Below are 17,654 nucleotides of genomic sequence, written 5' to 3' on the forward strand. Positions count from 1 at the left end.
ACACAAGCGACTGGCACAAATCTTTTTGAGGAGTCTACCACAACTTTGGGGGAATTTTGTCCGATCGCCCCAATGAACTCCCAATGAACTCAAGCCGTTGCCTTGCCAAGGATATCAGACTTCAGCCCTCTGAGGATGTTCCCGCACGCACCAGGTATTATAGATGGGCGATCGCCCGCAAGCCCTAAGCCATCGAGCTTAACAATAGATATTACCCCAAAAATCAACACACGAAGACGATCGTACTCAAGCGATCGACCAACACGCGCGATCGGGTAAACTAGAAAGGTCGATCGGGCTCCACCCTGTACTGAGGAGTCAAATCCCAAATCGCAAGACAAGACAATAAATTATGGATTTGTACGCAAAAAGAAGAGAAATAGCTTCTCAATACTTAAAAGGTGAGGGAATTGAGGTGGGCCCGCTAAATGCTCCCCTCGAAGTTCCAGCAGGCGTTAAAGTTCATTACATAGATCGGATGTCGGTACAAGAATTAAGGAGACACTACCCGGAGCTAGCTGGGGTCAATCTCGCAGAGGTTGATATTATAGATGACGGTGAAACTCTTGCAGGCACACCAGATAACTCCTGGGATTTTGTCATTGCCAATCACATGATAGAACACTGTCAAAATCCGATCGGCGCTTTGGAAAACTTTTTGAGAGTTGTCAAACCCGAAGGAATTGTGTACATGGGCGTGCCGGAAAAACGTTATACATTCGATCGCGATCGGCCCCTGACTTCCCTGGACCACCTAATTCGGGACTACAAAGAAGGGCCGGAATGGTCAAGAGTGCCTCATTATGAAGAGTATGTCAGGCTCGTGGACAAATTTCCTGAAGCACAGGTGGCTGAGCGGATGCAGTATTTACTTGACATAGATTACAGCATTCATTTTCACGTCTGGACGGCGGAGACTTTCCCAGAATTTCTCGACTACTGTCAAAAAAATCTATTTTTTAGTTTTGATATTCAACTTTTCCAAGAAAATTTTGGAGAACTTATTTGTATTCTCAGAAAAAGAACAAAGGAGTAGCTTGTGCAATATCTTAAACTGGATATAGACTGTGGTGGCAACAAAAAACCAGGAACACTTGGATTGGATTATGTTCAACAACCGGGTGTTGACTATGTAATAGATTTGCAGACTTAGAAATTACCCTTTGCAAGTCTGAGCGTTGAATATATTCACTCTTCTCATTTTTTAGAACAATGGAAATCCTAGATTATTATGTTAAGTCCGCCCCTAGTGTACAGAATACGCTGGATATTTTTCAAGGTGAATGGGCATCTAAGTTGCCGGGGGATTTGTCATTACTAAATGCAGGACAAAGCGGACTGTTTGAAGATGCTCGCATCACTTGGGCTATTGAGCAATTAGGGGGAGTTACAGGTCAAACAATCCTCGAACTCGGACCACTGGAAGCGGGGCATACCTATATGTTGGAGAAACTGGGAGCAGCATCGATTACGGCAGTTGAGGCCAGCACTCGCGCTTATCTAAAATGCCTAATTGTTAAAGAAGCTGTAGGACTTCGCAATGCTCGCTTTCTGTGCGGTGATTGTGTAGAATATCTGCGGTTAAATCCCGGCAAGTTTGATACTTGCTTCGCCAGCGGCATACTGTACCACATGACAAACCCTGCTGAGCTGATCGGCTTGATTGCTAAAGTTTCAGACCGAGTTTTTATATGGACTCACTACTATGACGGGAATATAATGCGCAGCACTCCTTACCTTTCCGCAAGGTTTGCCGAGAAGACTGCTGCTGAGTATCAAGGCTTTAAACATATGCTTTACCGTCAGGAATATGGAGAATACAAAGGTGAAGTAAAAGCTACTGGTTTCTGCGGGGGCAGCAGTCGATTTAGTAACTGGATGAGCCGTGAAGATATCATGTCATGTTTGACCTATTTTGGGTTAACCGACATCCGCATCAACTTCGATCAGCCTCACACTCCTCACGGGCCGTGCTTTGCTTTAGTAGCAATGAGGCGGTGAGTTCTAGATTGGTGCTGGAAGTTCGATCGCTTTTTGAGAATAAGCGATCGCTTTACCCTACTCCCCAACAACAGACATAACTTCACTTAACTTGTCATGAGCCTCAGACAAATTTGGGTTTAAATAAACAGCCCTGCGGTAACATACGATCGCCCGCTCCTGCTTACCTTGCTGTAACAGAGTATTGCCAAGGTTAAAGTATTCCTCTGCCGTTGTTTCCGGTTCCAAAATCACGGCTGCATAACAACACTCGACAGCTTCATCTGGCTTGCCAATTTGCGAAAATACCCTAGACAAGTTCCGGTAAGCGCCAGCAAAATTCGGTTGAATCGCGAGTGCTTTTTGGTAACAGGCGATCGCCTCTTGCCAATGTTGCTGCTGTGCGTTAATAGTACCCAGGTTTGCTAAAGCTGGAGCAAAATCCGGCTGAATTTCCAGAGCGCGAAGGTACCAACTCTTGGCCTCCTCCAGTTTACCCTGAGCTTGCAAGGCATTCCCCAAAGTCTTGTAGGGTGGAGCAAATGTGGGTTGAATCTTTAATACTTGCTCACAAACTGCGATCGCATCTTCTAACTTTCCTTGAGTCAAATACAATTCGGCCAGTTGACTTAACGGAACCGCTGCGCTCTCAATCTCTTGCATTTTAGTCTGAATTGCCCTTAGCTGACACTTAGTTTTTTCTAGTTCTTCCTGAGTAAGACGGTCCTTAACCTGCCGGCATTCCAGTTCCTCTTTAATTGGTTCAAGTTCATCTTTAACTTGTTGCAGTTGAGTTGTAAATTGCTCAAATTCCCCCGAAGTTTGGTATGGTGTTGTCAGAGATTTTTCTAATTCAATTTGCATCTGGTACAGCTTAGATTGCAAGCACCACTGTGCCCTTAAAATCTGCGCTATTCGAGATTGAGATATAATTGAATCAACAGCTTGCCTCAACTTAGGAACAAAACGTTGAATCGTTAAATCTTCAACTTCATTGCGATCTGTGGTATCAAACATCCAAGGTCGGGGAACAAGTGCATCGGCTATACCTCGAAGCATTTTTTCTTTGTTTTCTTGTAACGAGCGAGTCGTATAATGATTTATCCGTATCTTTTGCACTGAATTTGTTGTAGACCAAGGCCCCACTATTGGTTCTTTATTTTCTGTGATGGCAACCCGATCGTTCAAGTATGTAAAATCGTGAGGTGAAAGAGGGCGCATAGCCTCTACAGGACGCACGATTGATTTGATATGCTTGTTGATTTCCCACTCGTTTACACCTCGTTTAGTAAAATTTTCTATTTGCAAGCCCTCAGGTCTAGTTTTGTGACCCGAAGAGCCAAAAACCAGCCAATTAACTGCTACTGCTGGACAATCATAAAACTCCTCTAATACCTCTTTGAGATCGTCCTTTTCTGTCGGAAATAAAAACTCATCCAAATCAATAAAAGCTATCCACTCCGAGCCTTGTCTGTAGGTTTCTAGACAATGTTCATAAGCTTGAAGTTGTCCGGGTATCAACGGCCAATCGTGCCAAATAACTTCCCCTGATTTAATGTAAGGTTGAACAATATCAAAAGGGTTGTCTGTGCTGTTGTTGTTGTATAAATAAAACCTTTCAACACCAACTATTTTATGAAACTCCAACCACTCTATCAAATATGGAGCTTCATTTTTAAGAATCGCGCATACACTCAGTTTGCACTTATTTCTGATATTTTCTTGATCCGGCTGAGATGCTGGTTCCCCATGAGGATTATCCCGCAGCAACGGCTCGCTATTCCAAGGGTCAAAGGGAATCAGTTTGTTTTTTTGTAAATTCGGCCGGAAGAAAAATTTGCAGCGTTTGTTCAGCATTGCTGCAGCAAAAGAGAACGTGCTATTTGAAGTAGCCAAAACATCGCATTGACTCAATATGTAAAAATCCGGATAAAAAGGTGCTTCTGGCATCTCTACACCCAAATCTTTGACTGTTATGGGGTTGTAATCCGCAAAATCCCCGACCACATTTTCAATTTCATCGCTAGCTATAAACAAAACTGGTTCATCTAGCGTTTCCCACAAACCGTCCAACCATTCTCTGTACCATTCATTTGGAGCAATAGAAAGATATGGAACTATATCGCTTGCCCAGCTATAGTCGCCGCGACGCAAATGCAATGCCACAACTGTTTTGCCTCGTTCTCGCAAGCGGTTGACAGCTTCTTGCATCTTAGCTTCAACTTCCGACACTGGTTTGAACAGCGAACAGAAATACTCTTTGTGCTGAGCGTGATACTTAGTGTGAAACTGAAAAAATCCAAAAAAATCAGCGTTCCTAATTGGTTCCGGTGAATTCAGTATTGCCGATTCTGAAAGTTTATAGGGATATTGTTGCTCCACAACTTGAGGTAATGGATGAGCAATTGGCGGCTCATTGTGACCAAAAAGATATTGACCGGGCCACGCTGGCAACTCAAGCCGCATCCCGTGTTCTTTGGTGTACATTTTCAAGAAAGCATAGTCAAATATCTGATTGCCAAATCGCGCTATCTCAAATGCTGCCATCGTAATCAGAGGCTTCTTGACATAGAAAGCATCGCCCCAGTAGGGATGGTGGGTTATCGTCGCCACCCGCTGAAAGCCGTGCTTTTCGAGAAATTCGTCCAACTGGTCAATTAAAGCGCAGCCGTCATACAGTTCTTCATAATTAACCTCGGTGTTAATTCCTGCCACATATTTCAACCAGTTAGCTGCTCCTTGCAAAGCCAACAGTTCTGCCCCTTGAATATCTATATTTAAGATATTAAAGTCATAAGGGTTGAGTTGCAGTTCTTCCAGCAGCGTATCAATCGTTCTTGACTGTACTTCAACTTGATGCGTTTCTTGAATGCTTGGATAAAGTTCTAGATGACGCTTCAGTTGCAAAATAGAACTGCTTTGATCGATCGAAGTCACGCGCAAGTTTACCGTACCATTTTCATTGCTAACAGCACAGTTCACGGCTTGAACATTTTGCACCCCAACAATATTAGCTTGCAACCGTTCAAACACAACCGGGTTAGCTTCCACAAACAGCACTTTTTCCACACCCATTGCTTGATAAGTGCTGATTTCTGTGCCCTCGTGAGCTCCAACGTGAATAACTCCGTGCGGCACGATTCCATATTGGCGGAAAATTTGCTGCAAGTCCAGCATTCGGGGTACTTCACCCAAAACATTTTGGCGGAATCGCTCATTTACTGCCAAAAAATTACTGAACTCAAAATTTTCATCCTCTGGCTGCCAAGTAGGTTTGTATTCTAACTTATCAGGGAAAATTTTGAAAAGTGAATACCGGAATCTTTGCAAATACTCAAATGCTTCTTTCAAGCTCGTTTTAGCATCTAGATAAGTTCCTCCATATTCAAACTGCACATAATCTATTCGGCCTGTTTCTAGAAAATATTTTGCTCCATAAAGAACTTCTAATTCGCCACCCTCAACATCTATTTTGAGAAAATTAATTCTCTTAATGCCGTGGCGCTGACAGTAATTGTCGATATTAGTGGTCAAAACAGTAATTTCTTGGGGTGTATTGAGCAACCCTTGTTTTTCAACATCTACTCTGCGGTAAAAGGTACTCAATAGTGGATTGACTTCGTAATAATAAAATGTCTTAACTTCTTCCTTCTGCCCTACAGCTAGATTGTTGGAAATTACTTGTTTATCCAGGTTCTGAATCAGCTTTTTGTAGACATGAGGAATTGGTTCAAACAGGTGAATTTCTACGTCATGTCCTTGGCTCAACACTTCCGCTGTCCAATCCCCAGCATTAGCACCTACATCAAAAACCACATTCCCTGCATTAATAAATCTAGCGATAACTTGGCTCTCACCACTACCTTGAAAGCTGCTATTTATTATTTTTTCTGTTTCTTTTTTCTCTTCTGGATGCTTTGGCAAAGCAGTAGCTACCCGGAACTCACCTGTTCGCGAAAACTCTTCCCATGCCTTAGTATTAGCATCTTGACAAAACTGAGCTAAAACTGATTTTGCTCGTTCAGGCACAGAAACTATGGCATCTTCAAAAATAACGGTATATCTGCTTATTTTCGCCGATAGTGTAGCCATTATTTCATTAAGGCTTGGCCACTGTTCTATACGGTGAGGACTTGGTGGGGGAGACAAAAACAATCGAGCATCGTCAATCAGGATAAAATGTTCGCATTCAGAATTATTGATTATTTCCAATTCTTCAAGTAGCGGACACTCATCATTTTCTCCCGCTGTACCACCGCCCATCCAATGAGCATCCAACCAAAACAGAGCAGGCTCATTGAGTTGAGGAACGACTAATTTAAGTTGTTCTTTTGTATGACCCCACAAAAATTCTATATTTTTTACATGGCTATAAGCACTGGATGTAGATTCGTATATATGCTTAGCAAATTCTATTGTGAATACCTTTTGAAAATGCTCTGCCGCCCACACAGATGTGCTGCCTTGAAAAGTCCCCGTCTCTACAAATGTTGGCAAATTATATTCATTTTTCAGCACCAATATTAGCTGTTTGCAATCTCCCAAACCCATCTCAATTACTCCTATACATTTTTTTTCAACACATAACTACAGTCTTTCTGAACCAGCTTTTTTTTTGCACTGTTTAGAGATTAACATATCTTGGCTGCCAATCATGAGATTTCAAAGACCTCATCGTGACAGGATAAAACCTAACTGGTTCCACAAATTCACTTTCATATACGCGCTCGAGCGCGTAACCCAATTTATTATGTAGATCAGCCGGAATCCCGTCCTTCATCTTTCGATAATCGCGATCGCGACTAATCACCCCTTGATGATTATAAGCTATCCACTCACCTGGATATTTTTTTAACTGACGGCGATTGGCTTTATACCACTCCTTAGCCGTTGGATATTCGCCCTCCATATTTTCACCCCATACTTTTCCCTCACATCATCCTCGCTTCGACCATCATCCGCACCACATCGGGCATTTTATATTTTGCCTCCCAGCCCAATTTTTCTTTTGCCTTACCCGGATTTCCCCTCCCAACTGCAATCTCCGTCGGTCTGTAAAGACTCGCATCGGTTACTAAATGTTCCTGCCAATCCAAACCTGCAGAAACAAACGCTGTCTGCACAAACTCCTCCAAAGGATAACTTACACCCGTGGCAATTACATAATCGTCCGGTTCTTCCTGCTGCAACATCAAGTACATCGCCTCCACATATTCCGGCGCCCAACCCCAGTCCCGCTGCACTGAAATATTTCCCAAATGCAGTTTTTCGGAACTACCCGCAGCAATTCGGCACACAACAGATACAATTTTTTGGGTGACGAACCTCTCCGGCCGCAGCGACGACTCGTGATTGAACAAAATACCAGAACATGCAAACAAATTGTACGCTTCCCGATAATTCGCTACTTCCCAAAATGCCGTTGCTTTCGCCACCGCGTAGGGACTTCTGGGGCGAAAAGGCGTATTTTCATCGGCTGCACTGCCTCCGGTATCGCCAAAACATTCGCTAGAACTGGCATTGTAAAGTTTAATTTTGCCACCTGTAAACCGAATTGCTTCTAACAGATTCAATGTGCCTGTGGCAATGCTTTCGAGGGTTTCTACGGGTTGTTCAAAGGACAGACCGACGGAACTTTGACCCGCTAGATTGTACACCTCATCTGGCTCTATTTTGGCAAGCACTTGCAAGACGCTGCGAAAATCGTTGAGAGACATGGACTCTAGTTTTACTCTGTCTCGGATGCCCAAACGGGCCAGGTTTCCGAAACTAGACATTTGGGCGTCCCTGGAGGTGCCGCAAACTTCATAACCTCGATCGAGTAACAGTTTAGCTAAATAAGCTCCGTCTTGACCTGATACACCACAAATTAGCGCTTTTTTCATATCAGATTTTGTTGGCAAAACTACACGGTAGCTGTTGCTATTTTTCCAGTTTTTTAAATTTTATAGTCGGAATTTTTATTTTTTTAATATTTGGGGTTGTCCGAGAACTTAACTAAAGCAATTTTAAGCGCTTACTACAAACAACAAATTTATCATCCAGCAGACCCGAAAGGCCGAGCTATTATGGCAAAAAGTTCGATAGCTGGGAGTAGCAGCTTACCACTATCGTAGGGACACGGGACTGCCCTGTCCCTACGATATTTCATCTTCTACTCGCCAACTATCAACTGCCAAAAGTCTCTACCGCTCGAAAACAGAAATAACCAGTCACCTAGAAATCGACTCAAAAGTACAAAATATCAGGATTTTTACCTTCTGCCGAATGACTAAAGCCTTCTGCCTTCGGGTACTAGGCTTCCCAACGTTCGGCAACCAATTCAGCCAAGTCAACCACCCGCTGACTGTAGCCCCACTCATTGTCGTACCAAGCCAAAACCTTTACCATGTCGCCATCCATCACCAGCGTTAAGCTGGAATCCAGAATCGAAGAAGCATCACTTCCGCGATAGTCGCATGAAACTAAAGGCAAATCGTTGTACTCCAAAATCCCTTTCATGGAGCCAGAGGCAGCTTCTTTGAACACTTGATTTACTTGCTCGGTAAAAGTCTTTTTCTCTACCTGAGCCACAAAATCAACTACCGACACATTAGGAGTCGGGACGCGCATGGCGATACCATTTAACTTGCCTTTCAATTCCGGAATCACCAAAGCCACAGCTTGGGCTGCTCCGGTAGAAGTCGGCACAATATTCATTGCTGCCGCCCGGGCCCGCCGCAAGTCGCGGTGGCTGGCATCCAGCAAGCGCTGGTCGCCAGTATAGCTGTGGGTAGTGGTCATCATGCCTTTGACGATGCCAAAATTTTCGTGCAGCACTTTCAGTACAGGAGCCAGACAGTTGGTAGTACAGCTAGCATTGCTGATGACTGTGTAGTCACTGTGCTTGTAGTTGTGGTGGTTGACTCCCATCACATAAGTGCCAACTTCCGAACCCTTGCCGGGAGCAGTAATTAGCACTTTTTTAGCGCCGGCAGTGATATGCTTCGATGCACCAGCTTGGTCAACGAAGACGCCGGTCGATTCAATAATCAGATCAATACCCCAATCTTTCCAAGGCAAGTTTAGCGGGTTGCGATCGCTCACGCATTTAACTGTCTTGCCGTTGAGAGTAATGGAATTTTCATCCGCACTGATGTCCACATTCTTCAACGTTCCCATCATGGAATCGTATCTCAGCAAGTGAGCATTACTTCTGGGATCGGAAGTGTCATTAATAGCTACCAACTCTAGCTGGCTGTTTTCTCTGCCCAGCCAGCAGCGCGCAAAACTGCGCCCGATACGTCCAAAACCATTGATCGCGACTCTAATCACCTTGTACCTCCTAACGATGGCAGCCTCTAGCTCAGGCTTAAATTTTGGAAAAATTTAAGAATTGACTTATGAGACAAGATCATATCGCAAAGGTCGATCCTTTCTAACTTTTTGTGTCAATCAAAAAAGCTTGAACTTTTCTAGAAGGCTGAAATTGCAAGGCAGAAGGCATTAGGCTTTCTGCCGCTGGTTACTGGTAAAGCTGATGGGCTGCAATATAAGTCCCGACAACTTCCGGGACTAAGTAGCGGAGGTCGATCCTTTCGGCGCAGCAGCGGCGGATGTGGCTCGACGAAATCTCGATCGCAGGCATGGACAGCACCTGCCAGCGAATTTCCACGTCCAAAAGAGCCATTTGTTCGGCAACTCGTCGGCCCACAGCATTTGCCTGAACCTGCATCCTGTCCCCCGCGGACGCGAGGGGTTTTCCACCCGGACAATCTCCCCACTCGGACAGTTCCTCAATCTCCCCGCTTTTTGCTGTCTCTCGATCTCCCTGAGTCGGACGTGGGGCCACCAACCAGTCGCACAACCCGGCAATTTCGCCGCACCGGTGCCATTTGGGGAGAGTAAGGAGTGCGTCACTACCAATAATCCAGTACCAGCGATGATCGCCTGGATACAATTTTTGCAAATACAGCAGGGTGTCGATCGCAAAAGAACTGTCGGAGGGATTTGCCGACCGCGGCGAAATTAGGAAGTCGGGGCGATCGCCGATCGCCAGAGCGAGCATTTCCCGCCGCTGCTCAAAACTTGCCAAATCCGGGCGCCACTTGTGAGGAGGAGAGCGATCCGGTACCCAAATGACTCGATCAAGAGCAAATTGACTCGCAGCCGTCTCGGCTACCAACACGTGACCCCAGTGAACCGGATCAAAAGTCCCCCCCAAAATCGCTATTTTCCCCATATTTCCCCAAAATCAGGATTAATACAGACATCGCGCCAATTTTATGTTTATACACTTTTAACCATAAGCTCGTTTATTAGAAAACCCTCGCTTTACATCGGGGACCAACCCCTGGACGACCCTAGTTTCGACGATCGTCCTGGACGCTAAAACCGATTTTGTTAACCCCCTTAATTCGTTCAAACCTTCAATCCGAGTTCAACAACCCGGTTCTGAGCGTCGGAGTGGTTCCGGGACTCGGTGATTAACCTTGGCAATATTAATCCCAACTTGTTTTGATTGCGCGATCGACCGCCTGAGCATTCGTTGGTTGGCGGGTCAAAAAGTTGTGACAGTAGATATACTTTTTAGCGCAATGGTAAAAACTTTCAGGGCTGCCAAGAGGGTTCATCGGCTTCTCGATCAAGCCCATGATTTGGTTTGCTCAATGGGGTAGGGTCGAGAGAGGATATTACTACCCTCTCCCTCCCATTCGGAACCGTGCTTGCAACTTTCACTGCACAGGGCTACTCGGGTGTACTCTTGTCATTTGAGGGCTTCCCCTTCTTCCGACTTGCTTGAGATTTCTTTCCTGAAGATACGATTTCCAGGTTGTGTTTCCTGATTGATTCCAAGTCGATTTTAGTTTTAACATCGTGACAATGCCGATGCAATAGTTGAAGATTTTTGTACTCATCCTTACCTCCAATGGCTCTGGGGACGATGTGGTCAACTTCCATTACATCTTCATTTCTGAAAATAAATTCGCAATGAGGGCATTTCCCTTTTTGCCATTTTAGGAGTTTTGATACTGACGTAGGCAAATCAGGATTTTTCCCCATTCTTGAACTCCAATAAACTAGGTCGCCATCATAGGGACTTTTATCACCTTTAACTTTCACATAGTCGGTGCTGCTACACTCGAATTTACCATGTCTTAGTAACCGAAGGGGGTTCGATCCCTCTTCTCTGGTTGAGAATGCCCAGTTTTTACCGCCAATGGTGTGCCAATACAGTTGATGTCCTGTTTTGATGTTTCCACATCGGCGTTTTGCCCAACGTCGAAGTTTCAGGTATGTGAGGTTATCTTGTTTAGATAGTTCTCCAACGGTTTTAGCGTCAGAGTTTGTATAGAAAGAAGTCCATCCCCTTATTACAGGGTTTAAGTCTCTAATTAACGCCGATTGTGGCGATGACCTATGTTTTTTGATGATTCTTCCGATTTCCTCTTGGTGTGCCTTACTTGACTTCTTATTTGGGGTAATGAGTGTGTTAAAACCTAATATTTCACCGTGCGTACCTAAACTGCTTCGGTGTTTTCCGGCAGGGTATTGCCTTATGTGATGACCTAAAAAGTCAAAACCAGCTTTACCATCCTCACTTAATTCATCCTTGAAAGTGTGAGTTAGCCTCGTCTTCTCAGGTTTTAATTCTAAGCCCATGCCAGCTAACCATTCCGAAATTATCTCTCGGCATCTTTGGACTAAGCTTTTTTCTTCACATAGAATTACAAAGTCATCAGCGTACCGGATAATATTTGGTCTGCCTACAAATTTCCCAAATCTGGAAATTGACTTTTTTAAGTATCCATTTCCATTTACAGGAAACTCTTTTTCTATGTGTTGCTCCAAACCGTGGAGGGCAATGTTCGCCAGTAACGGAGAAATGACCCCACCCTGTGGCGTACCCTCAGATGTTGCAGTGAATACTCCATGGTCAATTACTCCAGATTTTAGCCAGGATTTTACTTGCCTCCTGACTTTGCCTTTTATGTTCAACTTTTGGAGTAGTTCATAATGGTTGATGCGGTCAAAACACTTAGCTATGTCTGCATCTAATACAAACTTCGCTTTATGTTGAATACAGGCTTTAATTTGCCAAATCGCATCGTGACATGACCTGCCGGGTCTAAAACCATAGCTGTTTGGCTCAAAAATTGCCTCCCATTCCGGCTCAAGTGCGGATTTTACTACGGCTTGTAAGCCTCTGTCGTACATTACAGGTATTCCTAGTGGGCGTTTTTCCTTACTTCCTGGTTTTGGTATCCAGACTCTTCTAGTAGGTTTGGATTTTCCGGTTAGTTTTAATTCCCTTGCCAGTTCTAGGCGAGCTACTGGGGATAGGCTTTTCAACCCGTCCACTCCTGCCGTCTTTTTTCCCTGGTTGTCCTGAGTTACCCTTCTGACTGACAAAATCCTATTAGACCATGACCTCATCAGCGTCTTCTGAAGTTTACGAACTTTCTTGACATCTCCACAACGGTTAGCCGCGAAAATGCGCTTTTGTAACTTGAAAACATATCTTTCGGCTTGACGCCAATTGATAGCTTTCCATCCCTCTGTATTTGTTTCCAAATCAGACTTAGGTTTGTGCATTACTAATTACACCTTTTCACTTAATCACCTTAGCGGTTTACGTCAGCATATCCTGGGCATTACCCCATCCCTTTTTCGGCATTACCTGTTATTTCAGGTTAGGCATTAGCTTCTTAAACCATCCCAGCCTTTTGCAGCTTGTAGCCTGACAGCCTACCTCAACAATGATTTGATGGGGAGCGTACAAAAGGATTACTTCGTTCCTACTATCCATTGATTAAATCCGTTAGGGTTTATCTCTCCGCCCGGGTTATAGGTTGTGCGCTATCTCGGTAGTAGAATACTGATAGTCCTTACCCTTTTCAGATATTCCTGATCCAGAAGCTCAGATTTCTCTGATTAGCTTATATCCTCTGGTAATAGTTTACGACGGTTGTATTGATAATTCGTTAGCTTGCGCTTCTACCCCACGACTTCATTACTTTCGCAATGATTCGGTTATAGGATTTTTGCTTGCGGTGTCGGTATTCAGCTATCCCGATTGACCGCTTTCACCCTCGCTTTACATAAAGGTTGTCAATCTTTGTGTAGAGGAAACCAGATTTTATCTCTGGTTCTTTGTGTGCTTTCAATCACGCACCATGATGTCAGGACTTGATTTATTTTGGATTTTGGTTATGATGTTGGTTTGCACTTTCATCTTTCCCGTTTTCCCCTAATTGTCTTAGCTAGATTGCTCGACTAGGTTTTCTCACCTGCATGGATAGTAAGTTGTCGGCGATAGGGGATTAAAGTGCGAACTCTAACCCTGATGGGTTTACCCTATCACTGCTAGTCATCCCCCCTTTCGGGTTTCGACTAAACGAATCGCACCTATTCGACTATTCCGACTAACTACATAACTTATATATACAATATAGTAAAAATATATACTATAGCTGCGTTCGTGTCAATCTCTGACTTGGGGGAGAAAAGGACTGTAAAGGTAGATTTATCACTATAAAAGGAGCGAAATTTGGTCATACGTGGTAGTGTTTGTAAATCCTTATGGGTTTTACCCTCAATCTTGGTAAAAAGGTTGTGGGGCTTTTGCTGCCGTATCCGAGCACAGCAGGCGGATAGAAATAGAAAGAATGCAGGAGTATGCAAGCACCCAAAATTAGTCTGTTGGGCCAGACCCCAGACCCCGTTTTCTGTTACCTGCTATTTTCGAGCTGTGACTGTTCCGGAAAACTACTCGGTACTAAGTCATATAGGATACAAGACAAACATCTCTACAAGTCCCGCAAATCAAGGGACGCGCAGAGAATTTTGTACAAAATCTCTAGCGAACTGTATCCTGAAAAAACAATTCTTGATATGATATCGCGTGTTATTGGCGTGGTGTGGTGTGTGAGGAGCAAAGATGCCGAGTTCTGTTGATTTTAGCGGTAGACCATTTCATTTCATCGGCATTGGTGGGATTGGGATGTCAGCCCTTGCCTACATTCTAGCTAAACGCAAGTTGCCTGTGTACGGCTCCGACATTAAATCGAGTCACATAACCGAGCGCTTGCAAGGAATGGGAGCTCATATTTTTTGGAGTCAAGACGCCAGCAATTTTGAATTATTTCAAACGGCTCTTAACGGTAGCAGTCCCGACTGCGGCCAACAGGAAAGGGCAGTATCCTCGATAGTCGCGGGTACGGTAGGGACTTCTGTCGCGACAGCCGAAACTCTCCAATTGAACGGCAACGGTTCAAGCGCCCAAGCAATTGGAGGATTGCCTCAAGTAGTATGTTCGACGGCTATTCACCCAGCCAATGCCGAATATCGAGCTGCTTTAGATTTGGGCTGTCCGATTTTTCATCGATCGGATGTGTTGGCAGCGTTAATTCAAGATTACCAAAGCATAGCGGTAGCCGGGACTCACGGCAAAACTACTACTAGCAGCTTAATCGGCTTCATGCTGATGGCGGCGGGTCTAGACCCGACGATCGTGGTAGGAGGCGAGGTAAATGCTTGGGAAGGCAATGCCCGTTTGGGAGAAGGCCCCTACTTAGTTGCCGAGGCTGATGAATCCGACGGTTCTCTCGTCAAGCTGGTTGCCAAAATTGGCATAGTGACGAATGTGGAACTGGATCATCCAGACCATTACGATACCCTTGACCAGGTAATAGACACATTTAAGGTGTTTGCCCAAAACTGTCAAACCTTGGTGGGCTGCATTGACGACCAAATCGTCAAAGACTGCCTTCAGCCTCATGTCAGTTATAGCTTGCAGCCGGACAGCGGTGCTGACTACACGGTTTCGGGCGTGGAGTACGGAGCAGAAAGCACCAAAGCACGGATTTGGGAGCGAGGAACTTTCCTAGGGGAAATCGAGTTGAAGTTGCTGGGCACACACAATCTCAGCAATGCCCTAGCTGCGGTAGCGGTAGGCCGATTGTTGGGGTTAGAGTTTTCGGCGATTGCCAAAGCGATTGCTGGCTTTGAAGGAGCTCGTCGCCGTTTTGAGGTGCGGGGTTTTCACAATGACATCCTGTTTGTGGACGACTACGCCCACCATCCTAGCGAAATTCGTGTCACCTTGGCGGCGGCTCGCTTGCGGATCGAAGGTAGCGAAAAAAATCCCAAATCCCGAAGAGTAGTGGCAATTTTTCAACCCCACCGTTACAGCCGGACTCTGACATTTTTGCCAGAATTTGCTCAATCTTTTGGGGATGCTGATTTGGTTGTGGCTTGCGATATTTATAGTGCTGGGGAACCGAATTTAGGAGAGATTAGCGGGCAGCAGGTTGCTGATTTGATTGCTAAAGAAGGCCGAGAGGTTGAGTTTGCGCCTTCCCTGGAGTCAGTCACTAAGTTTTTAACCAAAAATCTGCAACCGGGGGATTTGGCTCTGTTTTTGGGTGCTGGTAATCTGAATCAGATTATTCCAGAGGTTATGGCTTTTTATCAACAAGCCGAGCGCCCCGATTAGCTCGCGAACTGAGTAGAGTTGATCGACATTATGGCGTGGCACGTTGTGCCGAAACTTCTGTCGGGCGGCTCGCTCAAACGGGCGACATAAGTTAGCTAAATGGATTTTCAACCACGTCTTCGAGCGAAGGTATTTTTAAGGATTTTCAAGATGGTGACTATCTCGAATGACTCCTCTGTTAAGGACAATCGGCGAGTGTATTCTCCTATTTCTTTGCGGGGAACTGATTGCAAGATTAACTCCCAAGTTTCGCTGGCTGGCCTGACTTCCTTCCGAGTCGGTGGCCCCGCCGAGTGGTACGTTGCTCCCCGCAGTATGGAGGCTTTGCAAGCGAGTTTTGCCTGGGCTGACTCTGAAGGACTGTCCGTGACTCTGCTGGGTGCGGGTTCTAATTTGTTGGTGAGCGATCGGGGTTTGTCCGGTTTGGTCGTCGGCACTCGCTACCTGAAACAGGTGAATTTTAATCCAGAAACAGGTCAAGTTACAGCCGGGGCCGGGGAGTCAATTCCCCGCCTTGCTTGGTTGGCGGCTAAACGGGGCTGGAAAGGTCTAGAATGGGCAGTTGGCATACCGGGCAGCGTGGGAGGGGCTGTGGTGATGAATGCAGGCGCTCACAGAGGCTGTACTGCTGATATTCTAGTCAACGCTCGCGTCCTATCCCCCGGCGGCAAGATGGAAATTCTGACTCCCCAAGAGTTGGAGTACCGCTACCGGACTTCGGTGCTGCAAGGGGGCGATCGGCTAGTAACAGAAGCGACTTTCCAGTTGCAGCCGGGATTCGACCGATCGCAAGTAATGGCAGAAACTAATGACCATTTCAGCCAGCGGCGGACAACTCAACCTTACCACTTACCGAGCTGTGGCTCAGTCTTCCGTAACCCTGGCCCCAAGACGGCAGGTTGGTTCATCGAACAAGCGGGACTGAAGGGATATCAGATCGGTGGCGCACAAGTAGCTCAGCGCCATGCTAATTTTATTCTTAACTGCGGGTCGGCAACGGCCAATGATATTTTTCAAGTGATCCGCCACGTTCAACAGCAAGTCGAGCAGCGGTGGTCGCTGTTGTTGGAGCCAGAAGTTAGAATACTGGGAGAGTTTCCCTTCTAAGGCATCATTGAAGTAATACGGAAACGGCAGACTGCCAGCCCACACACCATCACAAAGTAGTTATGACAAAATCAGGACAAGGATTTGGCTTCGGCCTGGGAAAAATGAAAGAACTGACTGAAGCTTTCAAAAAAGCTCAGCAGGTTCAAGAAGGAGCTAAAAAGCTCCAAGAAGAGTTGGATGTAATGGAAATTGAGGGAACTGCCGGCGGCGGCTTGGTCAAGGTTTTTCTCAGCGGCAACCAAGAACCCCGCCGCGTGGAAATCTCACCGGATGCCCTCGGTGAAGGTGCTGATGTGGTTTCTGAACTCGTCACGGTGGCGATGCAGGATGCTTACGCTAAGTCTACGATGACGATGCGGGAGAAAATGGAAGAACTCACCGGTGGACTAAATCTCCCCGGTTTCGGTTAATCATGAGTCATCAGTCATGAGTCATCAGTCATTAGTTGTTAGCTATCTCTGTTTAAAAAGGAATCTATAACTAATGACTGATTGATTTCTATGATGCACGAAACTTTGGGAAAAAGGGGAAAGGAAAAATTTTCTTTCTTCCTTCCCATTAAAAATTACTAATTATCAATTAAATGTCTTATAAATTATTGTTTGTCTGCCTTGGAAACATCTGCCGATCGCCCTCAGCAGAAAATATTATGAATCACTTAATTGAACAAGCTGGTTTGAGCGATCGCATTACCTGCGATTCCGCCGGAACTGCTAGCTATCACATTGGCCGTCCCCCTGACAGGCGGATGGCCTTAGCGGCAAAGAAGCGGGACATTGAATTGTTAGGCGAAGCCCGCCAATTTGCCAGGAAAGATTTTGAAAATTTTGATTTGATTCTGGCTATGGATCGAGACAATTATCGCAATATTCTTGCCCTGGATGGGGCTGGAAAGTATAAAGATAAAGTACGGCTGATGTGCGAGTTTTGCCAGAAATACGACCTTAAAGAAGTGCCTGATCCTTACTACGGTGGCCCGGAGGGATTTGATCGAGTAATTGATTTGCTGCTGGACGCTTCCGAGGGTTTGTTGGAGTACGTTGCCAGTCAAGAAAAATTAAGAGTTGGCGGTCAGCAATCAATTTAA

Annotated in this window: 13 protein-coding genes; 6 read left to right on the forward strand and 7 right to left on the reverse strand. The window is 45.3% G+C overall.

The features are described from left to right. Window positions 1–89 precede the first annotated feature (89 nt). Window positions 90–329: a hypothetical protein gene (locus D0A34_01250; GenBank protein ID UNU17660.1), complete on the reverse strand. Its 240-nt coding sequence runs from the start codon at window positions 327–329 to the stop codon at window positions 90–92. A gap of 23 nt (window positions 330–352) precedes the next feature. On the opposite strand from D0A34_01250, the gene D0A34_01255 reads away from it, so the two are divergent. After that, complete coding sequence (locus D0A34_01255) at window positions 353–1,036, forward strand: methyltransferase domain-containing protein (protein UNU17661.1); 684 nt, start codon at window positions 353–355, stop codon at window positions 1,034–1,036. A gap of 176 nt (window positions 1,037–1,212) precedes the next feature. Then, on the forward strand, window positions 1,213–2,001 hold the full coding sequence (locus D0A34_01260) for a class I SAM-dependent methyltransferase (GenBank protein ID UNU17662.1): 789 nt from the start codon (window positions 1,213–1,215) through the stop codon (window positions 1,999–2,001). Window positions 2,002–2,058: 57 nt separating this feature from the next. Here D0A34_01260 and D0A34_01265 read toward each other — a convergent pair whose 3' ends face one another. The 6 genes from D0A34_01265 to ltrA all read right to left on the reverse strand — a co-directional run bounded on the left by D0A34_01265 (window position 2,059) and on the right by ltrA (window position 12,555). Next, window positions 2,059–6,531 carry an FkbM family methyltransferase gene (locus tag D0A34_01265; protein UNU17663.1) on the reverse strand — a complete coding sequence of 1,491 codons (4,473 nt, stop codon included), beginning with the start codon at window positions 6,529–6,531 and terminating at the stop codon, window positions 2,059–2,061. Window positions 6,532–6,604: 73 nt separating this feature from the next. After that, entirely contained in the window at window positions 6,605–6,889 is a 285-nt protein-coding gene (locus D0A34_01270) for a hypothetical protein (protein UNU17664.1), read from the reverse strand. Window positions 6,890–6,911: 22 nt separating this feature from the next. Further along, window positions 6,912–7,865, reverse strand: a complete 954-nt coding sequence (locus D0A34_01275) for a GDP-mannose 4,6-dehydratase (GenBank protein ID UNU17665.1) — start codon at window positions 7,863–7,865, stop codon at window positions 6,912–6,914. A 409-nt stretch (window positions 7,866–8,274) separates the two neighbouring features. Next, window positions 8,275–9,294, reverse strand: a complete 1,020-nt coding sequence (locus D0A34_01280; GenBank protein ID UNU17666.1) for a type I glyceraldehyde-3-phosphate dehydrogenase — start codon at window positions 9,292–9,294, stop codon at window positions 8,275–8,277. 190 nt (window positions 9,295–9,484) lie between these two features. Next, the gene (gene nadD, locus D0A34_01285) at window positions 9,485–10,201 is read right to left on the reverse strand and encodes a nicotinate (nicotinamide) nucleotide adenylyltransferase (GenBank protein ID UNU17667.1); all 717 of its coding nucleotides are present in this window, start codon (window positions 10,199–10,201) and stop codon (window positions 9,485–9,487) included. A gap of 506 nt (window positions 10,202–10,707) precedes the next feature. Continuing rightward, window positions 10,708–12,555, reverse strand: coding sequence for a group II intron reverse transcriptase/maturase (ltrA, locus tag D0A34_01290; protein UNU17668.1), 1,848 nt, complete (start codon window positions 12,553–12,555; stop codon window positions 10,708–10,710). A gap of 1,345 nt (window positions 12,556–13,900) precedes the next feature. Here ltrA and D0A34_01295 point away from each other — a divergent pair. The 4 genes from D0A34_01295 (at window position 13,901) to D0A34_01310 (ending at window position 17,654) form a co-directional block, all read left to right on the forward strand. Then, window positions 13,901–15,457, forward strand: coding sequence for a UDP-N-acetylmuramate--L-alanine ligase (locus D0A34_01295; GenBank protein ID UNU17669.1), 1,557 nt, complete (start codon window positions 13,901–13,903; stop codon window positions 15,455–15,457). 150 nt (window positions 15,458–15,607) lie between these two features. After that, a complete protein-coding gene (locus D0A34_01300) occupies window positions 15,608–16,564 on the forward strand; it encodes a UDP-N-acetylmuramate dehydrogenase (GenBank protein UNU22119.1) in 957 nt (318 codons plus the stop codon). A 62-nt stretch (window positions 16,565–16,626) separates the two neighbouring features. Then, window positions 16,627–16,977, forward strand: coding sequence for a YbaB/EbfC family nucleoid-associated protein (locus D0A34_01305; GenBank protein UNU17670.1), 351 nt, complete (start codon window positions 16,627–16,629; stop codon window positions 16,975–16,977). Between the two features lie 173 nt (window positions 16,978–17,150). Next, complete coding sequence (locus tag D0A34_01310) at window positions 17,151–17,654, forward strand: low molecular weight phosphotyrosine protein phosphatase (protein UNU17671.1); 504 nt, start codon at window positions 17,151–17,153, stop codon at window positions 17,652–17,654.

Source organism: Microcoleus vaginatus PCC 9802 (assembly GCA_022701275.1).
Classification (GTDB): Bacteria; Cyanobacteriota; Cyanobacteriia; order Cyanobacteriales; family Microcoleaceae; genus Microcoleus; species Microcoleus vaginatus_A.

What these genes read in the sequence shown, in the direction of transcription:
- D0A34_01295 (UNU17669.1), top strand. Translation starts at nt 13,901, where the DNA reads ATGCCGAGTTCTGTTGATTTTAGCGGTAGACCATTTCATTTCATCGGC.
- D0A34_01265 (UNU17663.1), bottom strand. Translation starts at nt 6,531, where the DNA reads ATGGGTTTGGGAGATTGCAAACAGCTAATATTGGTGCTGAAAAATGAA.
- D0A34_01310 (UNU17671.1), top strand. Translation starts at nt 17,151, where the DNA reads ATGTCTTATAAATTATTGTTTGTCTGCCTTGGAAACATCTGCCGATCG.
- D0A34_01300 (UNU22119.1), top strand. Translation starts at nt 15,608, where the DNA reads ATGGTGACTATCTCGAATGACTCCTCTGTTAAGGACAATCGGCGAGTG.
- D0A34_01255 (UNU17661.1), top strand. Translation starts at nt 353, where the DNA reads ATGGATTTGTACGCAAAAAGAAGAGAAATAGCTTCTCAATACTTAAAA.
- D0A34_01270 (UNU17664.1), bottom strand. Translation starts at nt 6,889, where the DNA reads ATGGAGGGCGAATATCCAACGGCTAAGGAGTGGTATAAAGCCAATCGC.
- D0A34_01305 (UNU17670.1), top strand. Translation starts at nt 16,627, where the DNA reads ATGACAAAATCAGGACAAGGATTTGGCTTCGGCCTGGGAAAAATGAAA.
- nadD (UNU17667.1), bottom strand. Translation starts at nt 10,201, where the DNA reads ATGGGGAAAATAGCGATTTTGGGGGGGACTTTTGATCCGGTTCACTGG.
- D0A34_01260 (UNU17662.1), top strand. Translation starts at nt 1,213, where the DNA reads ATGGAAATCCTAGATTATTATGTTAAGTCCGCCCCTAGTGTACAGAAT.
- D0A34_01275 (UNU17665.1), bottom strand. Translation starts at nt 7,865, where the DNA reads ATGAAAAAAGCGCTAATTTGTGGTGTATCAGGTCAAGACGGAGCTTAT.
- ltrA (UNU17668.1), bottom strand. Translation starts at nt 12,555, where the DNA reads ATGCACAAACCTAAGTCTGATTTGGAAACAAATACAGAGGGATGGAAA.